This window comes from Undibacterium sp. TC9W (genome assembly GCF_049339865.1).
GTDB lineage: Bacteria > Pseudomonadota > Gammaproteobacteria > Burkholderiales > Burkholderiaceae_D > Undibacterium.
In genome coordinates this window covers 270595-286064 of the sequence record NZ_JBMPPJ010000004.1, presented here as the reverse complement: position 1 = coordinate 286064, position 15470 = coordinate 270595, and the positions used below count along the sequence as shown (strand labels likewise).

Annotated in this window: 17 protein-coding genes; 8 read left to right on the top strand and 9 right to left on the bottom strand. The window is 51.1% G+C overall.

Going from position 1 to position 15470, the window contains the following annotated elements:
- Positions 1 to 41: 41 nt before the first annotated feature.
- Positions 42 to 527: a MarR family winged helix-turn-helix transcriptional regulator gene (locus ACO0LN_RS07230; RefSeq protein ID WP_162060596.1), complete on the bottom strand. Its 486-nt coding sequence runs from the start codon at positions 525 to 527 to the stop codon at positions 42 to 44.
- 499 nt (positions 528 to 1026) lie between these two features.
- Here ACO0LN_RS07230 and ACO0LN_RS07225 point away from each other — a divergent pair, with 499 nt between their 5' ends.
- Complete coding sequence (locus ACO0LN_RS07225; RefSeq protein ID WP_422972321.1) at positions 1027 to 1911, top strand: sensor domain-containing diguanylate cyclase; 885 nt, start codon at positions 1027 to 1029, stop codon at positions 1909 to 1911.
- Positions 1912 to 1923: 12 nt separating this feature from the next.
- Here ACO0LN_RS07225 and ACO0LN_RS07220 read toward each other — a convergent pair whose 3' ends face one another.
- Both ACO0LN_RS07220 and ACO0LN_RS07215 read right to left on the bottom strand, forming a co-directional pair.
- Complete coding sequence (locus ACO0LN_RS07220) at positions 1924 to 2337, bottom strand: hypothetical protein (protein ID WP_422972319.1); 414 nt, start codon at positions 2335 to 2337, stop codon at positions 1924 to 1926.
- Between the two features lie 123 nt (positions 2338 to 2460).
- Positions 2461 to 4389, bottom strand: coding sequence for a phosphatase PAP2 family protein (locus ACO0LN_RS07215; protein WP_422972524.1), 1929 nt, complete (start codon positions 4387 to 4389; stop codon positions 2461 to 2463).
- Between the two features lie 235 nt (positions 4390 to 4624).
- Here ACO0LN_RS07215 and ACO0LN_RS07210 point away from each other — a divergent pair, with 235 nt between their 5' ends.
- From ACO0LN_RS07210 to ACO0LN_RS07190, 5 genes are all read left to right on the top strand, one after another.
- Complete coding sequence (locus ACO0LN_RS07210) at positions 4625 to 5704, top strand: endo-1,4-beta-xylanase (protein ID WP_422972317.1); 1080 nt, start codon at positions 4625 to 4627, stop codon at positions 5702 to 5704.
- Between the two features lie 168 nt (positions 5705 to 5872).
- Positions 5873 to 6670, top strand: coding sequence for a DUF4019 domain-containing protein (locus tag ACO0LN_RS07205; protein WP_422972315.1), 798 nt, complete (start codon positions 5873 to 5875; stop codon positions 6668 to 6670).
- Positions 6671 to 6679: 9 nt separating this feature from the next.
- On the top strand, positions 6680 to 7003 hold the full coding sequence (locus ACO0LN_RS07200; RefSeq protein WP_422972313.1) for a hypothetical protein: 324 nt from the start codon (positions 6680 to 6682) through the stop codon (positions 7001 to 7003).
- Complete coding sequence (locus ACO0LN_RS07195) at positions 6934 to 7578, top strand: hypothetical protein (RefSeq protein ID WP_422972311.1); 645 nt, start codon at positions 6934 to 6936, stop codon at positions 7576 to 7578. The genes ACO0LN_RS07200 and ACO0LN_RS07195 overlap by 70 nt, the downstream gene beginning before the upstream one ends.
- Before the next feature lie 19 nt (positions 7579 to 7597).
- Positions 7598 to 8107, top strand: coding sequence for a hypothetical protein (locus ACO0LN_RS07190; RefSeq protein ID WP_422972309.1), 510 nt, complete (start codon positions 7598 to 7600; stop codon positions 8105 to 8107).
- A 164-nt stretch (positions 8108 to 8271) separates the two neighbouring features.
- Here ACO0LN_RS07190 and ACO0LN_RS07185 read toward each other — a convergent pair whose 3' ends face one another.
- Positions 8272 to 9423 (bottom strand): hypothetical protein, encoded by a 1152-nt coding sequence (locus tag ACO0LN_RS07185; RefSeq protein WP_422972307.1) that lies wholly within the window; start codon positions 9421 to 9423, stop codon positions 8272 to 8274.
- Positions 9424 to 9671: 248 nt separating this feature from the next.
- On the opposite strand from ACO0LN_RS07185, the gene ACO0LN_RS07180 reads away from it, so the two are divergent.
- Positions 9672 to 10115: an NIF family HAD-type phosphatase gene (locus tag ACO0LN_RS07180; protein ID WP_422972305.1), complete on the top strand. Its 444-nt coding sequence runs from the start codon at positions 9672 to 9674 to the stop codon at positions 10113 to 10115.
- A gap of 78 nt (positions 10116 to 10193) precedes the next feature.
- Here the strand turns inward: ACO0LN_RS07180 and ACO0LN_RS07175 are convergent, their stop codons facing one another.
- From ACO0LN_RS07175 to ACO0LN_RS07155, 5 genes are all read right to left on the bottom strand, one after another.
- Complete coding sequence (locus ACO0LN_RS07175) at positions 10194 to 10427, bottom strand: hypothetical protein (RefSeq protein ID WP_422972303.1); 234 nt, start codon at positions 10425 to 10427, stop codon at positions 10194 to 10196.
- Positions 10428 to 10454: 27 nt separating this feature from the next.
- Positions 10455 to 11105, bottom strand: coding sequence for a YdcF family protein (locus ACO0LN_RS07170; protein WP_422972301.1), 651 nt, complete (start codon positions 11103 to 11105; stop codon positions 10455 to 10457).
- Between the two features lie 9 nt (positions 11106 to 11114).
- Positions 11115 to 11807, bottom strand: a complete 693-nt coding sequence (locus ACO0LN_RS07165) for a hypothetical protein (protein WP_422972299.1) — start codon at positions 11805 to 11807, stop codon at positions 11115 to 11117.
- 91 nt (positions 11808 to 11898) lie between these two features.
- Positions 11899 to 13164, bottom strand: coding sequence for a M56 family metallopeptidase (locus tag ACO0LN_RS07160; protein ID WP_422972297.1), 1266 nt, complete (start codon positions 13162 to 13164; stop codon positions 11899 to 11901).
- Positions 13154 to 13531: a BlaI/MecI/CopY family transcriptional regulator gene (locus ACO0LN_RS07155; protein WP_422972295.1), complete on the bottom strand. Its 378-nt coding sequence runs from the start codon at positions 13529 to 13531 to the stop codon at positions 13154 to 13156. The genes ACO0LN_RS07160 and ACO0LN_RS07155 overlap by 11 nt, the downstream gene beginning before the upstream one ends.
- Before the next feature lie 231 nt (positions 13532 to 13762).
- Between ACO0LN_RS07155 and ACO0LN_RS07150 the strand changes: the two genes are divergently transcribed.
- A complete protein-coding gene (locus tag ACO0LN_RS07150; protein ID WP_422972293.1) occupies positions 13763 to 15415 on the top strand; it encodes a glycoside hydrolase 43 family protein in 1653 nt (550 codons plus the stop codon).
- Positions 15416 to 15470 lie beyond the last annotated feature (55 nt).

The window sequence follows — 15470 nt, the reverse complement described above, 5'->3', positions numbered from 1 at the left end:
ATGATGACTAAAATTGGCTAACGAATTTATTGCCCAAGCAACTAATTATTCTTTGCCATCCATGCTTCAAGGGTAGATCTGTTGGCCAGCAATTTGCGCAAGAGATACTTGAGAAAACTGATTTCTTCAGGAGCAAACCCGGTAAAACCCACATCCAGTACTTCTGAATACACGGCGGGCAATTGCGCCGCCAGTTGCTTGCCGCTACTGGTCAGCGCGAGCTTGAACAGGCGCTTGTCATTCTCATCGACGATGCGCTGCACATAACCCTTGCTTTCAAGTTTGTCCAGCGTGCGTTTCATAGCGGCAGAATCAATAAACAACTCGCGCGCCAGGTCAGCCGCGGTATGGCAACTCCCCATGGACAGCATCATGAATACACTGCCCTGGGCATGGGTAATATCCAGGCGACGCAGGGATTCATCAATGGCACGTGACAACATGGTGCGGGATCGGGCAAGCAAGTAACCCACGCTTTCTTCAACCTGATGAGCAAAAAACTCTGAATTTTGATTTTCGGGATTCATGGAAGCAACAATATTCATTGACTAGTCAACAGTTTATACCAGTTTAAAATTTTTTGCAGAGCTGCATGGAAATTGATTGCAGCAACAAATAAATATGTCGCTGTCATAGGAGAAATTGACCGAAATTGGCCCAAAAATAGGGATAAGAATGGAGTAGTTCTCTTTCTGCGTCACAAAAAATAACAATCGCGGCACAAGTAATAGCATGCTGATAGCATGCAATACGGAAATAGGCTTGCTGGCAAAAAACAGAGAGAGTCACGGCACAGAATTGAAGAAAATCATATCTGATTGCTAATGCGCTCTATAATCAATCTCTATAATAATTATCTATTTTGCACTGATTTTGCCGATTAAGATAATGAGACTCTTGTCACTTATTGCAGGTGGCCTTAAACAATGATGGAAGGTGCCTCTTCATGACAACCATGACAGCCATAATTACCGAGCGCCCAACCCAGGCATTATTTTATGACGGCGTCCGTTTGAAGAAAAAACTTTGGGCAAAGTTATTTCGCAGTTCCACTTGTTCCGTGAGTATCTCCCCCAGGCCAGGGCTGCGACGAAAACATTTACTTCTGCCCAGGACGGTGTTGTCCGCATCAATAGTTACCGTCAACTCGATGAATACCCGCTGGTAGTTTCTGCCGCCCTGTCACGCAACGAAGTATTGGCGGACTGGAAATCTAACGCCATTATTTACGCCATAGGTGTGAGCTGTCTGATCATCGTACTGGCATTCATAAGCTCACGCCTGATACGACAGATCGCATTGCGTATGCAGGCAGAAGCCGAGCTGGTCAGGGCACGCAACTCTCTCGAACAATTAAACCGGACACTGGAAAAACTCACCATGCAGGATGGACTGACGGGTCTGGCCAACCGGCGTCAGTTTGATATTGCCCTGAGAGATGAATTCAGCCGCGCCATGCGCAATGCCAGTTCCCTGGCTTTGATCATGATCGATGTAGATTGCTTCAAACAATATAACGACATCTACGGCCACGCAGCCGGTGATGAATGCCTGCGCGCGATCAGTAAAGTAGTGGCCGCCGGTAAACACAGGCCAGGGAACTTGAGCACACGGTATGCCGGTGAAGAAATGGTCGTTTTATTGCCAGGCACCGATGTTGCAGGTGCCATGAAGGTCGCTGAAAGCATCAGACAGGCAATTTACCCGCTGGAACTCAAGCACTCAGGCAATGCCACCGGCGTAGTCACCATCAGCGCTGGCATCGATGCCTTTGTCCCCGTCAGGGAAAACAATCAACCACTGGAATTGATAGAGGCGGCCGACAAAGCACTGTATTACGCCAAGTCTCGGGGCGCAATTGCATACGCGTCAGCAACGGACATCCAGTCTGAGCTAGTCCTTGCGACCTGAGACTGTGCGGTTTCAAGACTTCACCTTCCTGCGCCAGATCGTGTAATAGATCAGCCAGACCGGCATGATGAGCGCATTTGAAATCAGGAAGGCAAGACCAGGACTTTCCATATCACCATTGATGCTCAGGCCTATCGCAAATAACTCTGCATAGACTAGCGGCCCGACAACAAACAGGGCAAACCAGGTTTTCTTGACCCAGCTTTTTTGGCTGCTGCTGATACTGGCAATTGCGCGGGCTTCGTCTATTGATGCCTGGAAGGGATCATTTGGGCGATAGACGTATTGCGCCTCTTCCAGGGGCTCGGGTGTGTCCGGCTTGTCTGCTGTGACTGGCGCAGCAGCTGGGTCGGCAGAGAAGGAACTGCCTTTGGGCAGCTCCAGGTAAAAATCGCCTGCTTTAAAGCGTTGTGGTGTTTCGCTCATGGTGCGATGTGGTACAAATCTGTACTGAAAAAGAATGTCCACATCTTACACGCGTGCGCAGCAAATTTAAATCCTCAACATACATTGCTGCGCAAACCAAAAACAAAACGACTCACTAGCGCATCAGGCAGTCAGCTTCAGTTGCAGACTGGTCGCAGTGTAAGTCGGCGTCGCAGTAAATCCATCCACCGTGATGCTGGTGAACTTGCCTTTCAGGCTGCCTGCATTGATAACGGTAAGGGTGTCGCCAACGCCGGGTTTGTAGCCATTCTGGAAGCGTATGCGCAAGCTGCCGCCAGCGATGGTGACTGTGCTGCCAACCTGCATCTGGCTTTGCGCGCTGCGCAGGTTGATCTCCAGTGTGCCGCTGGCTAACTGCGTGTATTTGCCTGCGATTGCCAGATTGCCTGCAGTATTGACGATGACGCCAGCGCCGCTATACACATCGCCATTACCAAAGGCCGTGGCTGAATTGGCTTCGATTGTACCGGCATCAATTTGCGTGCCACCGGTCCAGCTATTATTGCCTGCCAGCTTCAATGTGCCGCTACCGAGTTTGCTGAGTTTGCCGTTGCCATTGATGTCATTGCGCCAGATATCCATGATATTGAAACCACCTTTGGTGGCATCCATGTTGACAATGACATTGCCAACAAAACTGCCATAACCATCAGCGGCAGCAAACAGGTTAAGCCTGCCCCAGCCTTCAGCATCATCCATGACGGGGTAACCAGACGCCATGGCCGTGGTTTTCAAGACCACGCGCCGTTGTACATCGCTCAAATAAGGCAAGCGGGTTTCCAGCAAGACTTCTGCCCCCTTGGGTACGACAGGGGCAGCATTAGTGGCCGCAATCGGCGCAAAGCCATAGGTCATGCGGCGCAGGTAGTTGGCCTTGTTGCTGGCATAGTCAGCAAAACGGTCTGTCGTTGCAGTGGCAGAATGAGCATAGGCATTGAAGCTGTCTGCCGTGGTATTGGTTTGCGTCATCAGCGTGGCGTGAGCCTGTGCATAAGCTGCGGTTTTCTTCGCTGTATTGGCAGCATCATACAAGTTAGCGGCGGCTACGGCCTGTGCCTGTATGCGGCCACTCATGACGTCGAGTGGTGAATGCATGCCTGCCATGATGCGGTTTTCACCGAGTTCCAGGCCACGGCTCAACAATTCCTGAAAACGCTCGGGCACCATATAAGCCATGGCAATGACGTCGCGGGTCGCTTCTGCCGAGTGGCCGCTGGTGAAACCACCATCGGTTGCTGGTGTCGTGCTCTTGGCTGGTACCAGTGATGGCACGACGATGACCTGGCTGCTCCAGCGGTAAGGGCGGGCATATTTATAAAAGCGCTTGGCCGGTTCGGTGGAGCCGTTATTACCTATCAGCGACAACAGATCGACGGCATTGCCAAAGCTGGTATTGGCCGTGCCACCCACACCTGTATTATTGCCGCTGTCATTGTATAAAACCGTGCCTGCATCAGCCGGGATGGCAGTGATGCTGGTAGTCTGCTGGGCTGCACTACGCCATGCGGCTGTCAGTGGTCCCAGGCCATCGGTCACGCTATAGCCTTTGCCGCGACGGTCATCGAGGTAGGCAGCCAGCTCCTGTTCAGGCGTGCGTTTGCCAGTCAGGTTCGCAACGTAACTGATGTTGGCATCATGCACTGCTCGGTTCAGGATAGTGCCATCTGGCGTGCCGTCATTTGGCACACCTGTCCATTTGGAAGTGACTACTGCCGGGAAATTATCTACCGCAGGTGCGGTCACACCAGCATCCACGATCAGGGTCAGTGGCTGCCAGATGGCGAGAAAGCCAGACAATACGCGCACACCCGCATTGGTTTCCAGCGTCGCATATCTGGCGTCCCCGCGCTGGTTGCTGGCGACATTATCGACAAAGGCGGGCACACCGGCAGGCACCGGTGCGCTATCAACCGTGCCAGGATCAGCAGGCGGTGCCGGTATCACCAGCGGACCTTCGATGACGACGGTATCGGTCGCCACGGTGTTCGAGCCGCCACCACAAGCCATAAGAGTAAGTGCGGTGCTGATCATTAAAGCCAGCGGCAGGCGTTTCAAGCAGTGTTTCAAGCGATAAGCAGAGGTCATGATGCAGGTCTGATCTGAAGTGGAAAAGTCCGGCGATCATAAAGTATGCACATGACTGTTGTATGACAACCGATCACAAAGCACATGAAATTTGCCAAGCCTCATCAGAAAAACATGATTATTTAGCCGCTTCACTGGTATTTACATGGCAATGTTGTAGGATGACCACCTTGCAAATAACATGCCCGACATCATGTCTTACCGCTTTACCGCGACCTTGCTCGCTTTGATCTGCTGTTTCTGCCAGCCTGATAGCCGGGCGCAATCTGCAGCACCTGTGCCCGCATTGAAAGACAATGCCAGGTTTCCCATCGGAGTCGCATTGAATGTGGGCAATGAACCTGGTGATATGGCCGACATCAGGGAAAGTGCTGCACTCATCAATGCGCAGTTCAACAGCATCGTCGCAGAAAATGGAATGAAAATGCGCTTCCTGCACCCCGCCATTGATACCTATGATTTTGCAGCGGCGGATGCGCTGGCAGACTATGCCAGCGCACATGGCATGATATTGCATGGCCATACCCTGATCTGGCACCATGATTACCAGCTACCTGTCTGGATGAAAAACTATCAGGGTGACTGGCAAGCGATGCTGCGCGAGCATATACAGCAAATTTGCAGGCATTTTGCAGGCAAGGTCAAGAGCTGGGATGTCGTCAATGAAGCGATAGATAACAAGCATCCCAAACAATACCGTGCCACCCTCTTTCTTGAAAAACTGGGCCCCGCCTACATAGAACAGGCCTTCATCGCCGCCCATGAAGCCGACCCTGCCGCAGTGCTGTACTACAACGACTTTAACATGGAGAGCAAGTCCGACAAATTGCAGTTCATGCTGGATATGGTGGATGACTTCCAGCGCCGTCACATCCCCTTGCATGGCATAGGTTTTCAGATGCATGTTAGTATCGATAGCCCGGATATCGCGCAGATCAAAACTGCACTGCAGGCGGTGGCTGCACGTGGCCTGCAGGTACGTATTTCAGAACTCGATGTCAGCCTGAATCAACAACAGAAGGCAGCCAGTCTTGACCCGGCACGGGCACAACTGCAAAAAGCCAGGTACCGGGACATCGTCAGCGCTTACCTGCAAAGCGTGCCGCCTACCCAGCGCGGCGGTATCACCTTCTGGGGTTTGCTGGACAAGGACTCATGGTTGCTGGACAACAAACCTTATCCGGACTGGCCGCTGCTGTTTGACGACAAAGGACAGGCCAAACCAGCGTACTTTGGCGTACTGGAGGGTTTGCAGGAGTAACAATGGCCGGGGCATGATGCCATCTGCTTTTCATATCTGTCTCCTGCTCAAAAATTCTATTCTCCAGGTATGACGCAAGGCTCAGGTAATTTTTTGAAACAGTTTCGTGATTGTTAAATCAGGTCGCATCCCGTATCTTTGCTGGATCTTCTCTCATCACTGATTGCCATGACACCATCCCGCCTTGCCCTTGCTGTAAGCACCTGCCTTTTCATCAGCGCCAGCCCGGCGTGGGCGGCTGACCTCGCCTATAAAAAACTCTCAGGCACAAGCTTTGAACTGGTGCTCAGCAGTGACACCAGCCTGACAGTAGATCAGGCGCAAGCCATGATGGCCGAACCTGCGACCAAACTATGCAATGGCAAAATACCAGAATTTGGCAAATACAAATTCAACCGCGATGAACCCCTGGCGGGCCAGGTTGCAGAGGGCAAGACCAGCTTCAGCATGGTACAAATATTGAATTGCGTGGCCGACATCCCGGAACGCCCCAAACTGGCCAGCAGCAAACTCAGTGAAGATGACATCGCCAGGTTCAAGATAGAAGGCAAAAAACTCAGCAATGCCTATATGTCAGCCATCGACAATGGCTACTATGAAGTTGCCTACAATATGCTGAGCAAGGGTTTGAAGAACACCAGCACGCTGGAAGAATGGCAAACCCGCATCTCAGCCTACCAGACGCAAATAGGCAAACAAGTGAGCCGTGACCTCTGGCGCATCACCGTCTATGACAACCCTGCCAATGCACAACAGGCTGGCACCTATATCGCCGTCGATTATGAAACCAGGCAAAGCATCGCCCCCGTCACCTGTGGCTACCTGATGTGGTTCCAGCCCGCCGGTGCCAAAAATAATTTCACTCTCATGCGTGAAGAATATGGGCACATCCCTGAAGACATCCTGAAAGCGACAGCGGCCGGTGATGTAGTCAAGTTGCGCAAGCAGATGGGGTGCAAAATTTAGCATGAAATCATGATAAGAACCGCGCATCTGGAAAACCTGATTCTTCAAGAACTGCATTGCTATTACCACGCGAATGTAGTTGTTTGGAGCAAAGAGGGATTTTCTTCACTCGCAGAACAAACAGCTTTCAGGTTGCATGATGGTGCCCCAAAAGAAATGGATGCACTGATTTCTTTACTTGACGAAGTAAGATCAAATCGTCAGCATGTATTTCTGGATTTTCTGATTGAAGAAACCTGGATAGAATGGCGGGAAGATTCATCTTGGCACTGCCTTCAGATACACTTGAAAAAAATGACTCAACATCTGAAGCGACTCATCAATGCTTCATAAATAGCAATCCTTACTTTGCTTTTAAGAAGCGTCGAAAACAAAGCACAAATACAAAAAATGAAATTCAACCTCCGCCGCCGCGACCTGTATGCCGTCAGTATCGTTTCATTTGCGGACGTAATCATCTCTGCCTGCCTGGGCAGATTGCTGCCTGCGCTTGCATTTGCAGTCTTGGCGCTGGTATTCTTTTTCTGGGCCAGAAAAGCGTGAGCATATCGTTGGCACTGGCATGGCTAATACTGATTGGTATCTGCGGCGCAGCCGTATATATACAATTATTTGTTAAAAACTGGAGCTCTGTTGCCCGCTGGTTTGGTGTTGCGACTTTGTGGATGTTTTTATCAAGAGGCTTTTTCGAGATCATTTATTGCGGTGACCTGCTATCCAATGCTTGTGCTCTCACGCTCATCTGGACTTCGCTTTTTTTCATTGCGCCTGTTGCCTATATAAAAATCTGCGGTGACAAGATTCGCTTAAAGAATATGCAGCTAGTCCTGTATCTGGCAGGCGCCACTGGGATATTGCTGCCTGTGCTATTCATACAACTGACAAAATTCAGCACATCGGTTTGCTGAGCTTTTCTTCAATTCTGCTATGACGCAGCTTTATCATTATGTAGGCCCCGTAGAAATTGCCACCGCAGTTGCAGCCATCCCCATAGGTTTTGCGATACGCCAGTTGCAGGATGTCATGCGCTGGGTAAAGGAAACTGAACAACATATCAACCGTGACGGGAGCATAATTGCGACCTTCACCATTGACCAGCATGGCACCCTGCACCTCGCTGACCGGCACAGCGAACATGTCGCTTGCGCCGGTGGCAACCCGGTATTGTCTGCTGGTGAAATCACTTTTGTCATCAATGGAGAAAAGCTCGAAGTAAGTGCCATCACCAATCAATCCACTGGCTATTGCCCGCAAACCTCGTCATGGCCGGATGTGGCAAACGCCTTGCAATTCGCAGGCCTCGCTGCGCCCGGACATTTCAGCAGCCACTATGAATTTCGCCGTTGCAGACTATGCCAGGCTATCAACATCATCAAGGACGATGTGCTTGAATGTTCGCTTTGTGAAGCTGCATTGCCTCAGGATTGGAATTTTTGAAATTATTTAGCAACCTCAGTAATTGTAGATACGATGAGTGAATCGTAATCGTACGCTTGCAAGGCTTTGAAGCCACAACGATCTCAATAATGTGGCGCCAGATAACTTCAATATTACCTTGATATTGTTTTTAATTTTGCTGATAAGTTTTTGCTACAGTAGCTTCAAACCTGCCCCTCCCCGGCCAGCCTGTTAAGCCTGAACCACTCAGCAAATCCCAGATCTTCCAAAGCATAGATACCGCGCGATTGTTTCCAGACCAGGTTTTTTTCGCGCAAGCCATCGATGGCTGTTTGCACCGTTGCCTTGGATAAGCGTCTGGTTTTGGTGATGGCCATATAGGCCGCCATGGACTCATCAGAAAACGGTATCCACTGTTCGCCCTTGTTGATGAGTACGCTGAGCACGGCTTTCTGTATTGTAGTCAGGGCATCGAACTCGCTGGCGAATTCTTCCCACAGGCGGTTATTGATTTTGCGGGCACCGTCTTCAAGTATCTCGGACAGGCTTTGTGCCTGGCCTTCCAGCGCGATGTGGGCGATCAGGTCGCGCAGCATTTCTGGTCTGTGGCCAAGCAACTGAAAGGCGGCCCACACACTCTCGGCGCGCAGCTTGTTACCCCTGGCCAGATTGCCATTTGCCCATTTGGTGAAGGCATCGGTGTATGACTTGTTGAGCAAGGGAAAAGCCGTGATGCTGGAACCAAAGAAAGGCTGGGTGCGGTTCAACACGAGGTGAGCCAGTTTGTCACGGTTGGAACCGGTGAACACCAGCATCAATGCGGGCAGCTCAGCACTGAAGTTCAGGGTGTCGCGTGCTGACTTGAGTGCAAACATGGCATTCAGGCCTGCTGTCGTACTCAGTGCATGCTGGGCTTCATCGACGATGAGCACTATTGGTTTTTTAACCTGGTGACTGAGTTCGGCAATCACATCTGAGAGCGTGACATTGTCTGGCAAACCCGGCTGATTGATATCAATGGTCAGCGTGCCCATGACATTGACTTTGGACAGGCCCACGGCCTTGGCCGCCTTGCTGATGATGCCTATGGTGTCAGCCAAATGTTTTTTGATGGCCTCGGTAATGATGAGGGCGGGGTCACGTTCTTTGTTGGCCCACAAATCCACATACACTGGCAGCCAGCCGCGCTGGCTGATCTCTGGCACCAGGTCTTCGCGCAGGAAGGTGCTCTTGCCGACACGCCTTGGGGCCGCCAGGAACAGACCTGAACGTGCATCACTCAAGCCTTTGCCCTGCAATCTGTTGCAAAGATCCTGTGCCAGCTCAGGGCGGCGAAAAGTGAAGGATAGACTCATGGCTGATACCCTTTATTTGCTTTATTTAATCTTTATTATGCGTAATTATGTTAATTTACATAAATTATGTACTCAAACATAATAAAGCATAAATTACTGCAAATGCAAGACAATTTCGTATTTAGACGCAGTTCCGCACAATCGGAGGGAGCGCCATCCGCACCAACTATGGCCAAAACTTCAAGTACAATGGTAACCCCGCTGCAAAAATCACGTTCATACACTCGCTGAAATTGAGCTTCAGTCAAATGAAAATACCCCTGCCCTCCGTACTAGCACTTGACCTTGAAGGCACGCTGATTTCCAACGCCATGAGCCAGATACCACGCCCTGGCCTTTATGCTTTTCTCGAACGCTGCGCTGTATTATTTCCACGCCTGGTCATGTTCACGACAGTAAAAGAAGACAAGTTCAGGCAAATCGCCCGCTTGCTGGTAGAAGAAGGCATGGCACCAGCCTGGTATGCAGACATGGAGTATGTGCATTGGCATGGCGAAACCAAGAATCTGGAATTTGTACCTGATGCATCAGTCAGCGATATCATCCTGGTGGATGACTTTGAAATCTATGTCCATCCGGGCCAGGAGGCGCAATGGATGCAGATAGCGTATTTTGACTATCCCTATTCTGAAGACGACAGGGGTCTATTTGTGATGCTGGAAAAGCTGGAGCCGCTTTCTAACAGAGCTTGATTGTGGAAAGAAAGTCCTTGCCATGTTAAGTGAATAACACTACAACGCTGCTGTCGCCTGACAGACAGCGTACCATGCCTATCTGCCATCCCGCAATGTATGCCACATCATGTACACACCAATGACAATGATTCCCAGGCCAAGCAGACTGACTCCTGTATGCTGACCGAACAGCATAATCACCTGATGCTCGAATGCACAGCCCCTCCTGCAAGACAACTTCACGCTATCTGGGGCATAGAGCATGGCCACGCCAGTCAGCACAGCGATCAGGCCCAATATGGTAAATCCTGGCTTCATGAACACATTCATTTGATCAATCTCCTGTGCTGCGACTGTTCAACAAGCATGATCTTCCTCTCGCAACAATTGATGCTTCACATAAAAGAAGCTCTCATACAACAACGACTTCGCTTTTGAGCGCCAACTGATATAACGACTGGTCGGTGTAGCAGCAGAAATGGCATGGAGTTGCAGTTCATTCGCCATCGTCATCGCCCGCTTCATGTGCAAAGGGTCACTGACTATCATTACATTCTTTAATTGATGCGCGCGCATGGGCTTGCAGGCCTGCACCAGATTTTGGTAGGTATTTTTCGATACCTCTTCTGTCAAAATATTTTCAGCAGGAACACCCTCGGCAATCGCATATTGGCGGGCAGCGGCTGATTCAGAGAGAGTGTCGCCTTCACTCACACCACCTGTAAAAATCAGATACTGCACCTGACCGTTTTTGTACAGGTGTATGCCATGCTTGATGCGTTCTGCAAATACGGGCGAGGGCCTGTCTTTCCATACCGATGCGCCTAAAATGATCGCTGCATCAGCCTTGATTTTTTCAGGCGTGGCAGATTGTTGCGCTAGCATTGCAGGATAAAGAGCAATGCTCAGCATGACCTGAATAAAGCCAGCCAGCGCGATGATCAATGCCAGCAACAGAACATACTTGATACGGAAGTAGCGGTGCAAACCAGAAAAATGAAGCTTCACGCTGGCCTGCTACTTTCTTAACACGCGCCAGGGCTTGCTGGTATTTGGATCGACGGGCACACGTTTTTCATTACTAGCATAATCGTCTTCAAATACTACCCATGCATCTCCACGCCTGACCAGATACCAGAACGGCAGCTTGCGGCCTTCAACACGCAATGGCGTGCCATACAAATCCAGCTCAGACAAATCCAGGGACAATCTGGCTTTATCCGGTTTGCCATTGATGCTGAGCTTGCCGTCTGCGAAACACCATTGCTCTTTTTCTTCGCTGACAAAGCAGCCTTGTATGATGCGTGCCAGATAAAGGTCGGCCTGGTTCTGCTCAGGTGTGCCCAGGCGTTGATAAGGCCCCTGCTCTGCCCTGTGCTTGCCGTCACCCACTAACCAGATTCTATCGCCTGCTACGCGCAGGCAATATGCAGTCTCGTCACCCTCATGCCAGGCCAGGTTCTGTTTGATGAGTCCGTCCCTGATTGTGAGCGCAACTTGCTGGCTGTCAGTGGCTTTCATGGCCCCTGTCCAGTTGCCATGCTTTTTCAACAGACTTACGAAATGATCGGTAGTCCAGTAACCATCGAATTTGCTCAGAGCAGTGTCGCCTGTGCAGATTTTAGTTGATGCTGCCGTGGCAGCAGATGCGCATAACAGCAGCAGGGGAAATAACAATAAGGCAGTAAATCTGGGAAATGTGAATTGCATATAATGCCTGCTCTTTTGCTATCAATAAGAATTGAATATTTTACCAGAGCAGGCAGATGAGTCCTGACTAAAGCTACACGGATCATTGCGCCTATTTGACGAGATTAGCCGTCATCGCAATATCAAAATCCTGCTGTTTGTCTGGCGTTTCTTTTTGCAGCTTCGCTTGCTGGCCCAGGCCGGTGATCAGTTTTGGCTTGGCGATCACTTCATCGCCTTTTTTGACGATCATGTCTATGACGACCGAATTTTTATATTTGTCTGCAGGTGCTGGAGTAAGCGTAAAACTGAAGTCCCATTTTGCCTGACCGTCTTCAGACTGAATGCCGATGGCGGCTGGCGTACCTTGCTTGACTACAACACGGGGGGAGCTTTTTATACCAGCAACCTTGATATCCATCGCCACGGAATAACTGCCCACTTCTGACTTGTCCGCGTCCTGGCCAGTCTGTATGGGTGCGGCAACACTGCTCACTGGTGTCGCAGCCCAGGCACTGTAGGCACTAACACTGCACAGGCAGCTCAATACTGCGTAGGCGAGAACACGTTTCAATTTACTTGGATTGTTCTGTTGCAATTGCATGATTCTCTCCTTTAAGGGATGACGAGAAGGCCAATGGCAGGCCAGGGCGCTGGGGGTGAGACTTAACTGGGTTTTGAGCATGGCTTCGGCATAGGTGCGCCTGGCCTGTGGCTCTTGCGCAATCACGCTGGCATCGCAGGCCAGCTCCTGGTCGAGGCGAAAGCAGCGGGCAGCGACATGCACGAGCGGGTTGAACCAGAACAGGCATTGCAGCAACGCAAACAGGATATTGGCAATGACATCACCACGGCCTTTGTGCACCAGTTCATGGCGGATGATGAGTGCCCGCTCTGCTTCGCTGTAACGTTCATAAAAATCGGCGGGGACGATGATCTTCGGCCTGAAGCAGCCTGTCAGCGCCGGGCCGGTATCAACATCGCTGGCGAGATAGACACCCTCGCTCTCGGTCAGTTTGCCCAGCCTGCGCAAAAAATGCAGGTGCTGCATGCCAAGCAGGCCCAGCAGACACAGGCTGCCTATGAGCCATACACTGACAAGAATTATTGGCCAGGTGCTGGCAGGCTGTATCTCCAGTAAAGTTGTGCCGGAGATGAGCTGGTTTGCGGGTGCCATCGACTTATCAGCGAAGTCCAGAAATTGCCGGTGCGGCAAAAACATGGCGAGCAGGGAGAGTGGCAAGACCGCCCAGAGCTGGTAGGCAATACTGGCACCTGCCAGTTTGCGCAAAGGGTTTCTGACCAGCAGAATGAGCACGGTCAGGCCGCTGATGACGAGGCAGGCGAGTATTGCTGGCTGCAAGAAATTACTGATCATCACCGAGCTCCTTGATGAGACGTTTGAGTTCAGCGATATCCTGCTTCGATAATTTCTTTTGTTCGCTGAAGTGCGCCACCAGTGGTGCGATGCGGCCATTGAACATGCGGTCAAGAAAACCCTTGCTCTCTGACATCAGCCATTGTTCACGCTGCAGGATGGGCGAATACAGAAAACGTCTGCCATCCTTCTCGGCAGCGATCGCCCCCTTTTTGAGCAAGCGGTTCAGCAGGGTTTTGACGGTGGCTTCCTGCCAATCCTGTTGCTGTGCCAAAGCGGCGCTGACCAATTCGGCTGACTGAGGATGCTGTTTCCACAGGGTTTCCATGACCAGCGATTCTGCTTCGCTGATGGCGATGTTTTTCATTGCTGGCTCCAGAGTGAAATTAGCATGAGACAATCATTTACAGATGTAATCGACAATGAATGATTACACGCGTAATCAATGAAGTCAACAAAAAAATGCAGCTCGCTGGTTTGCGCAATCCACTGATTTTTGTCACGCACCTGCAAACCACGCTTGCACAGCACAACTTTGCATCGCATAATTGGTCTTACCAATTTAAATTTGGTCAACCAAAACCTAAGGCAATACATGATGACAAGAAAAACTGGACTATTGCCCCAACTGCTGGCTGCCTGTCTGCTGGCACCCGTTTTGACTATACCGGCGCATGCCCAACATGCTGCCCATGCCGACCGGGCGCAATACCAGAACCCCATCATCCACGCCGATTATTCCGACCCCGATGTCATCCGTGTAGGCAAGCACTATTACATGACGGCATCAAGCTTCAATAGTGCACCCGGCCTGCCTTTGCTGGAATCGGCAGACATGGTGCACTGGCAACTGGTGGGGCATGCCCTGCCCCAGCAATTGCCACTCGCGGATTTTGCCCGACCACAGCATGGCAAGGGAGTGTGGGCGCCCTGTTTGCGTTATCACGACCAGCGCTTCTGGATTTTTTATCCTGACCCTGACCAGGGCATTTATGTGATGACGGCAGACAATTTCAGTGGCCCCTGGACTACGCCCCACCTGCTGCTGGCAGGCAAGGGCATCATTGATCCCACGCCCTTGTGGGATGAGGATGGTCAGGCTTATCTGCTACACGCCTGGGCAAAAAGCCGCGCAGGCATCAACAATATGCTGAGCCTGCGCCGCATGAACAAGGAGGCGACACAGATACTGGATACCGAAGGCAAGGTCGTTATCGATGGCAACAAGCTGCCTGGCTACAAGACGCTGGAAGGCCCTAAACTCTACAAACATCAAGGCTACTACTATGTATTCGCCCCGGCTGGTGGCGTGGAAGAAGGCTGGCAATCGGTATTCCGCTCACGCCATATCGAGGGCCCTTATGAAGACAAGATCGTTATGGCGCAAGGCAAGTCAGCCACCAATGGCCCGCATCAGGGAGCCTGGGTACAGACACCAGCAGGCACTGACTGGTTTTACCACTTCCAGGACAAGCGCGCCTATGGCCGCATCGTGCACCTGCAACCCATGCACTGGAAAGATGGCTGGCCCGTCATCGGTGACGATGTCAACAATACCGGAACAGGTGAACCCGTGCTCAGACATGCGATGCCAGTAGCAGGCACTTTCCAGCAAGTGCAGCCCGCGACTACCGATGAATTCAAGGACAGCAAGCTGGGCTTACAATGGCAATGGAATGCCAACTGGAAACCAGCATGGTATTCATTGACAGCCAGGCCACAGCACCTGCGCCTGCACACTCAAGCTGACAGCAGCTATGCAGAACGCAACAACCTGTGGGACGTGCCCTCCTTGCTATTGCAAAAACTGCCTGCCGAACAATTCACGGTAGATACCAGACTGGATGTGAATCATCTGCAAAACGGCAGCAGCACTGGCCTCATCATGTATGGTTTCAACTATGCCTGGTTGGGCGTGCGCCAGCAAGACAAGGCAAGACAGTTACTCTTATCGACTTGCGACAAGACAGAAGCAAAATGCGCAGAAGTGATACGCGCCAGCCTGCCATTAAACAGCAGCACTGTCTATTTGCGCATGGTGGTGCAGGCAGGTGGCAAAACGCAATTCTATTACAGCACCGACAATCAGCAATTTAATGCGATTGGCGATGAGTTCAATGCAACGATGGGCCGCTGGGTTGGTGCACAGATGGGTTTGTTCAGCGTGCGGCCAGATGTATCACCTTCTGCTGACGATGATTATGTCGATGTGGATTATTTCAGGGTGGCGATAAACAAGCAGTTACCATAATTCAAACGCCCGGACGGTGCGTCTTGACGCACCGGTTCTGGCTTTGATGTCGTCC

Excerpts from the sequence above, each read along its gene's own strand:
- ACO0LN_RS07230 (WP_162060596.1), bottom strand. The coding sequence starts at position 527 with ATGAATCCCGAAAATCAAAATTCAGAGTTTTTTGCTCATCAGGTTGAA.
- ACO0LN_RS07220 (WP_422972319.1), bottom strand. The coding sequence starts at position 2,337 with ATGAGCGAAACACCACAACGCTTTAAAGCAGGCGATTTTTACCTGGAG.
- ACO0LN_RS07215 (WP_422972524.1), bottom strand. The coding sequence starts at position 4,389 with ATGATCAGCACCGCACTTACTCTTATGGCTTGTGGTGGCGGCTCGAAC.
- ACO0LN_RS07210 (WP_422972317.1), top strand. The coding sequence starts at position 4,625 with ATGCCCGACATCATGTCTTACCGCTTTACCGCGACCTTGCTCGCTTTG.
- ACO0LN_RS07205 (WP_422972315.1), top strand. The coding sequence starts at position 5,873 with ATGACACCATCCCGCCTTGCCCTTGCTGTAAGCACCTGCCTTTTCATC.
- ACO0LN_RS07200 (WP_422972313.1), top strand. The coding sequence starts at position 6,680 with ATGATAAGAACCGCGCATCTGGAAAACCTGATTCTTCAAGAACTGCAT.
- ACO0LN_RS07190 (WP_422972309.1), top strand. The coding sequence starts at position 7,598 with ATGACGCAGCTTTATCATTATGTAGGCCCCGTAGAAATTGCCACCGCA.
- ACO0LN_RS07185 (WP_422972307.1), bottom strand. The coding sequence starts at position 9,423 with ATGAGTCTATCCTTCACTTTTCGCCGCCCTGAGCTGGCACAGGATCTT.
- ACO0LN_RS07180 (WP_422972305.1), top strand. The coding sequence starts at position 9,672 with ATGAAAATACCCCTGCCCTCCGTACTAGCACTTGACCTTGAAGGCACG.
- ACO0LN_RS07175 (WP_422972303.1), bottom strand. The coding sequence starts at position 10,427 with ATGAATGTGTTCATGAAGCCAGGATTTACCATATTGGGCCTGATCGCT.
- ACO0LN_RS07165 (WP_422972299.1), bottom strand. The coding sequence starts at position 11,807 with ATGCAATTCACATTTCCCAGATTTACTGCCTTATTGTTATTTCCCCTG.
- ACO0LN_RS07160 (WP_422972297.1), bottom strand. The coding sequence starts at position 13,164 with ATGATCAGTAATTTCTTGCAGCCAGCAATACTCGCCTGCCTCGTCATC.
- ACO0LN_RS07155 (WP_422972295.1), bottom strand. The coding sequence starts at position 13,531 with ATGAAAAACATCGCCATCAGCGAAGCAGAATCGCTGGTCATGGAAACC.
- ACO0LN_RS07150 (WP_422972293.1), top strand. The coding sequence starts at position 13,763 with ATGACAAGAAAAACTGGACTATTGCCCCAACTGCTGGCTGCCTGTCTG.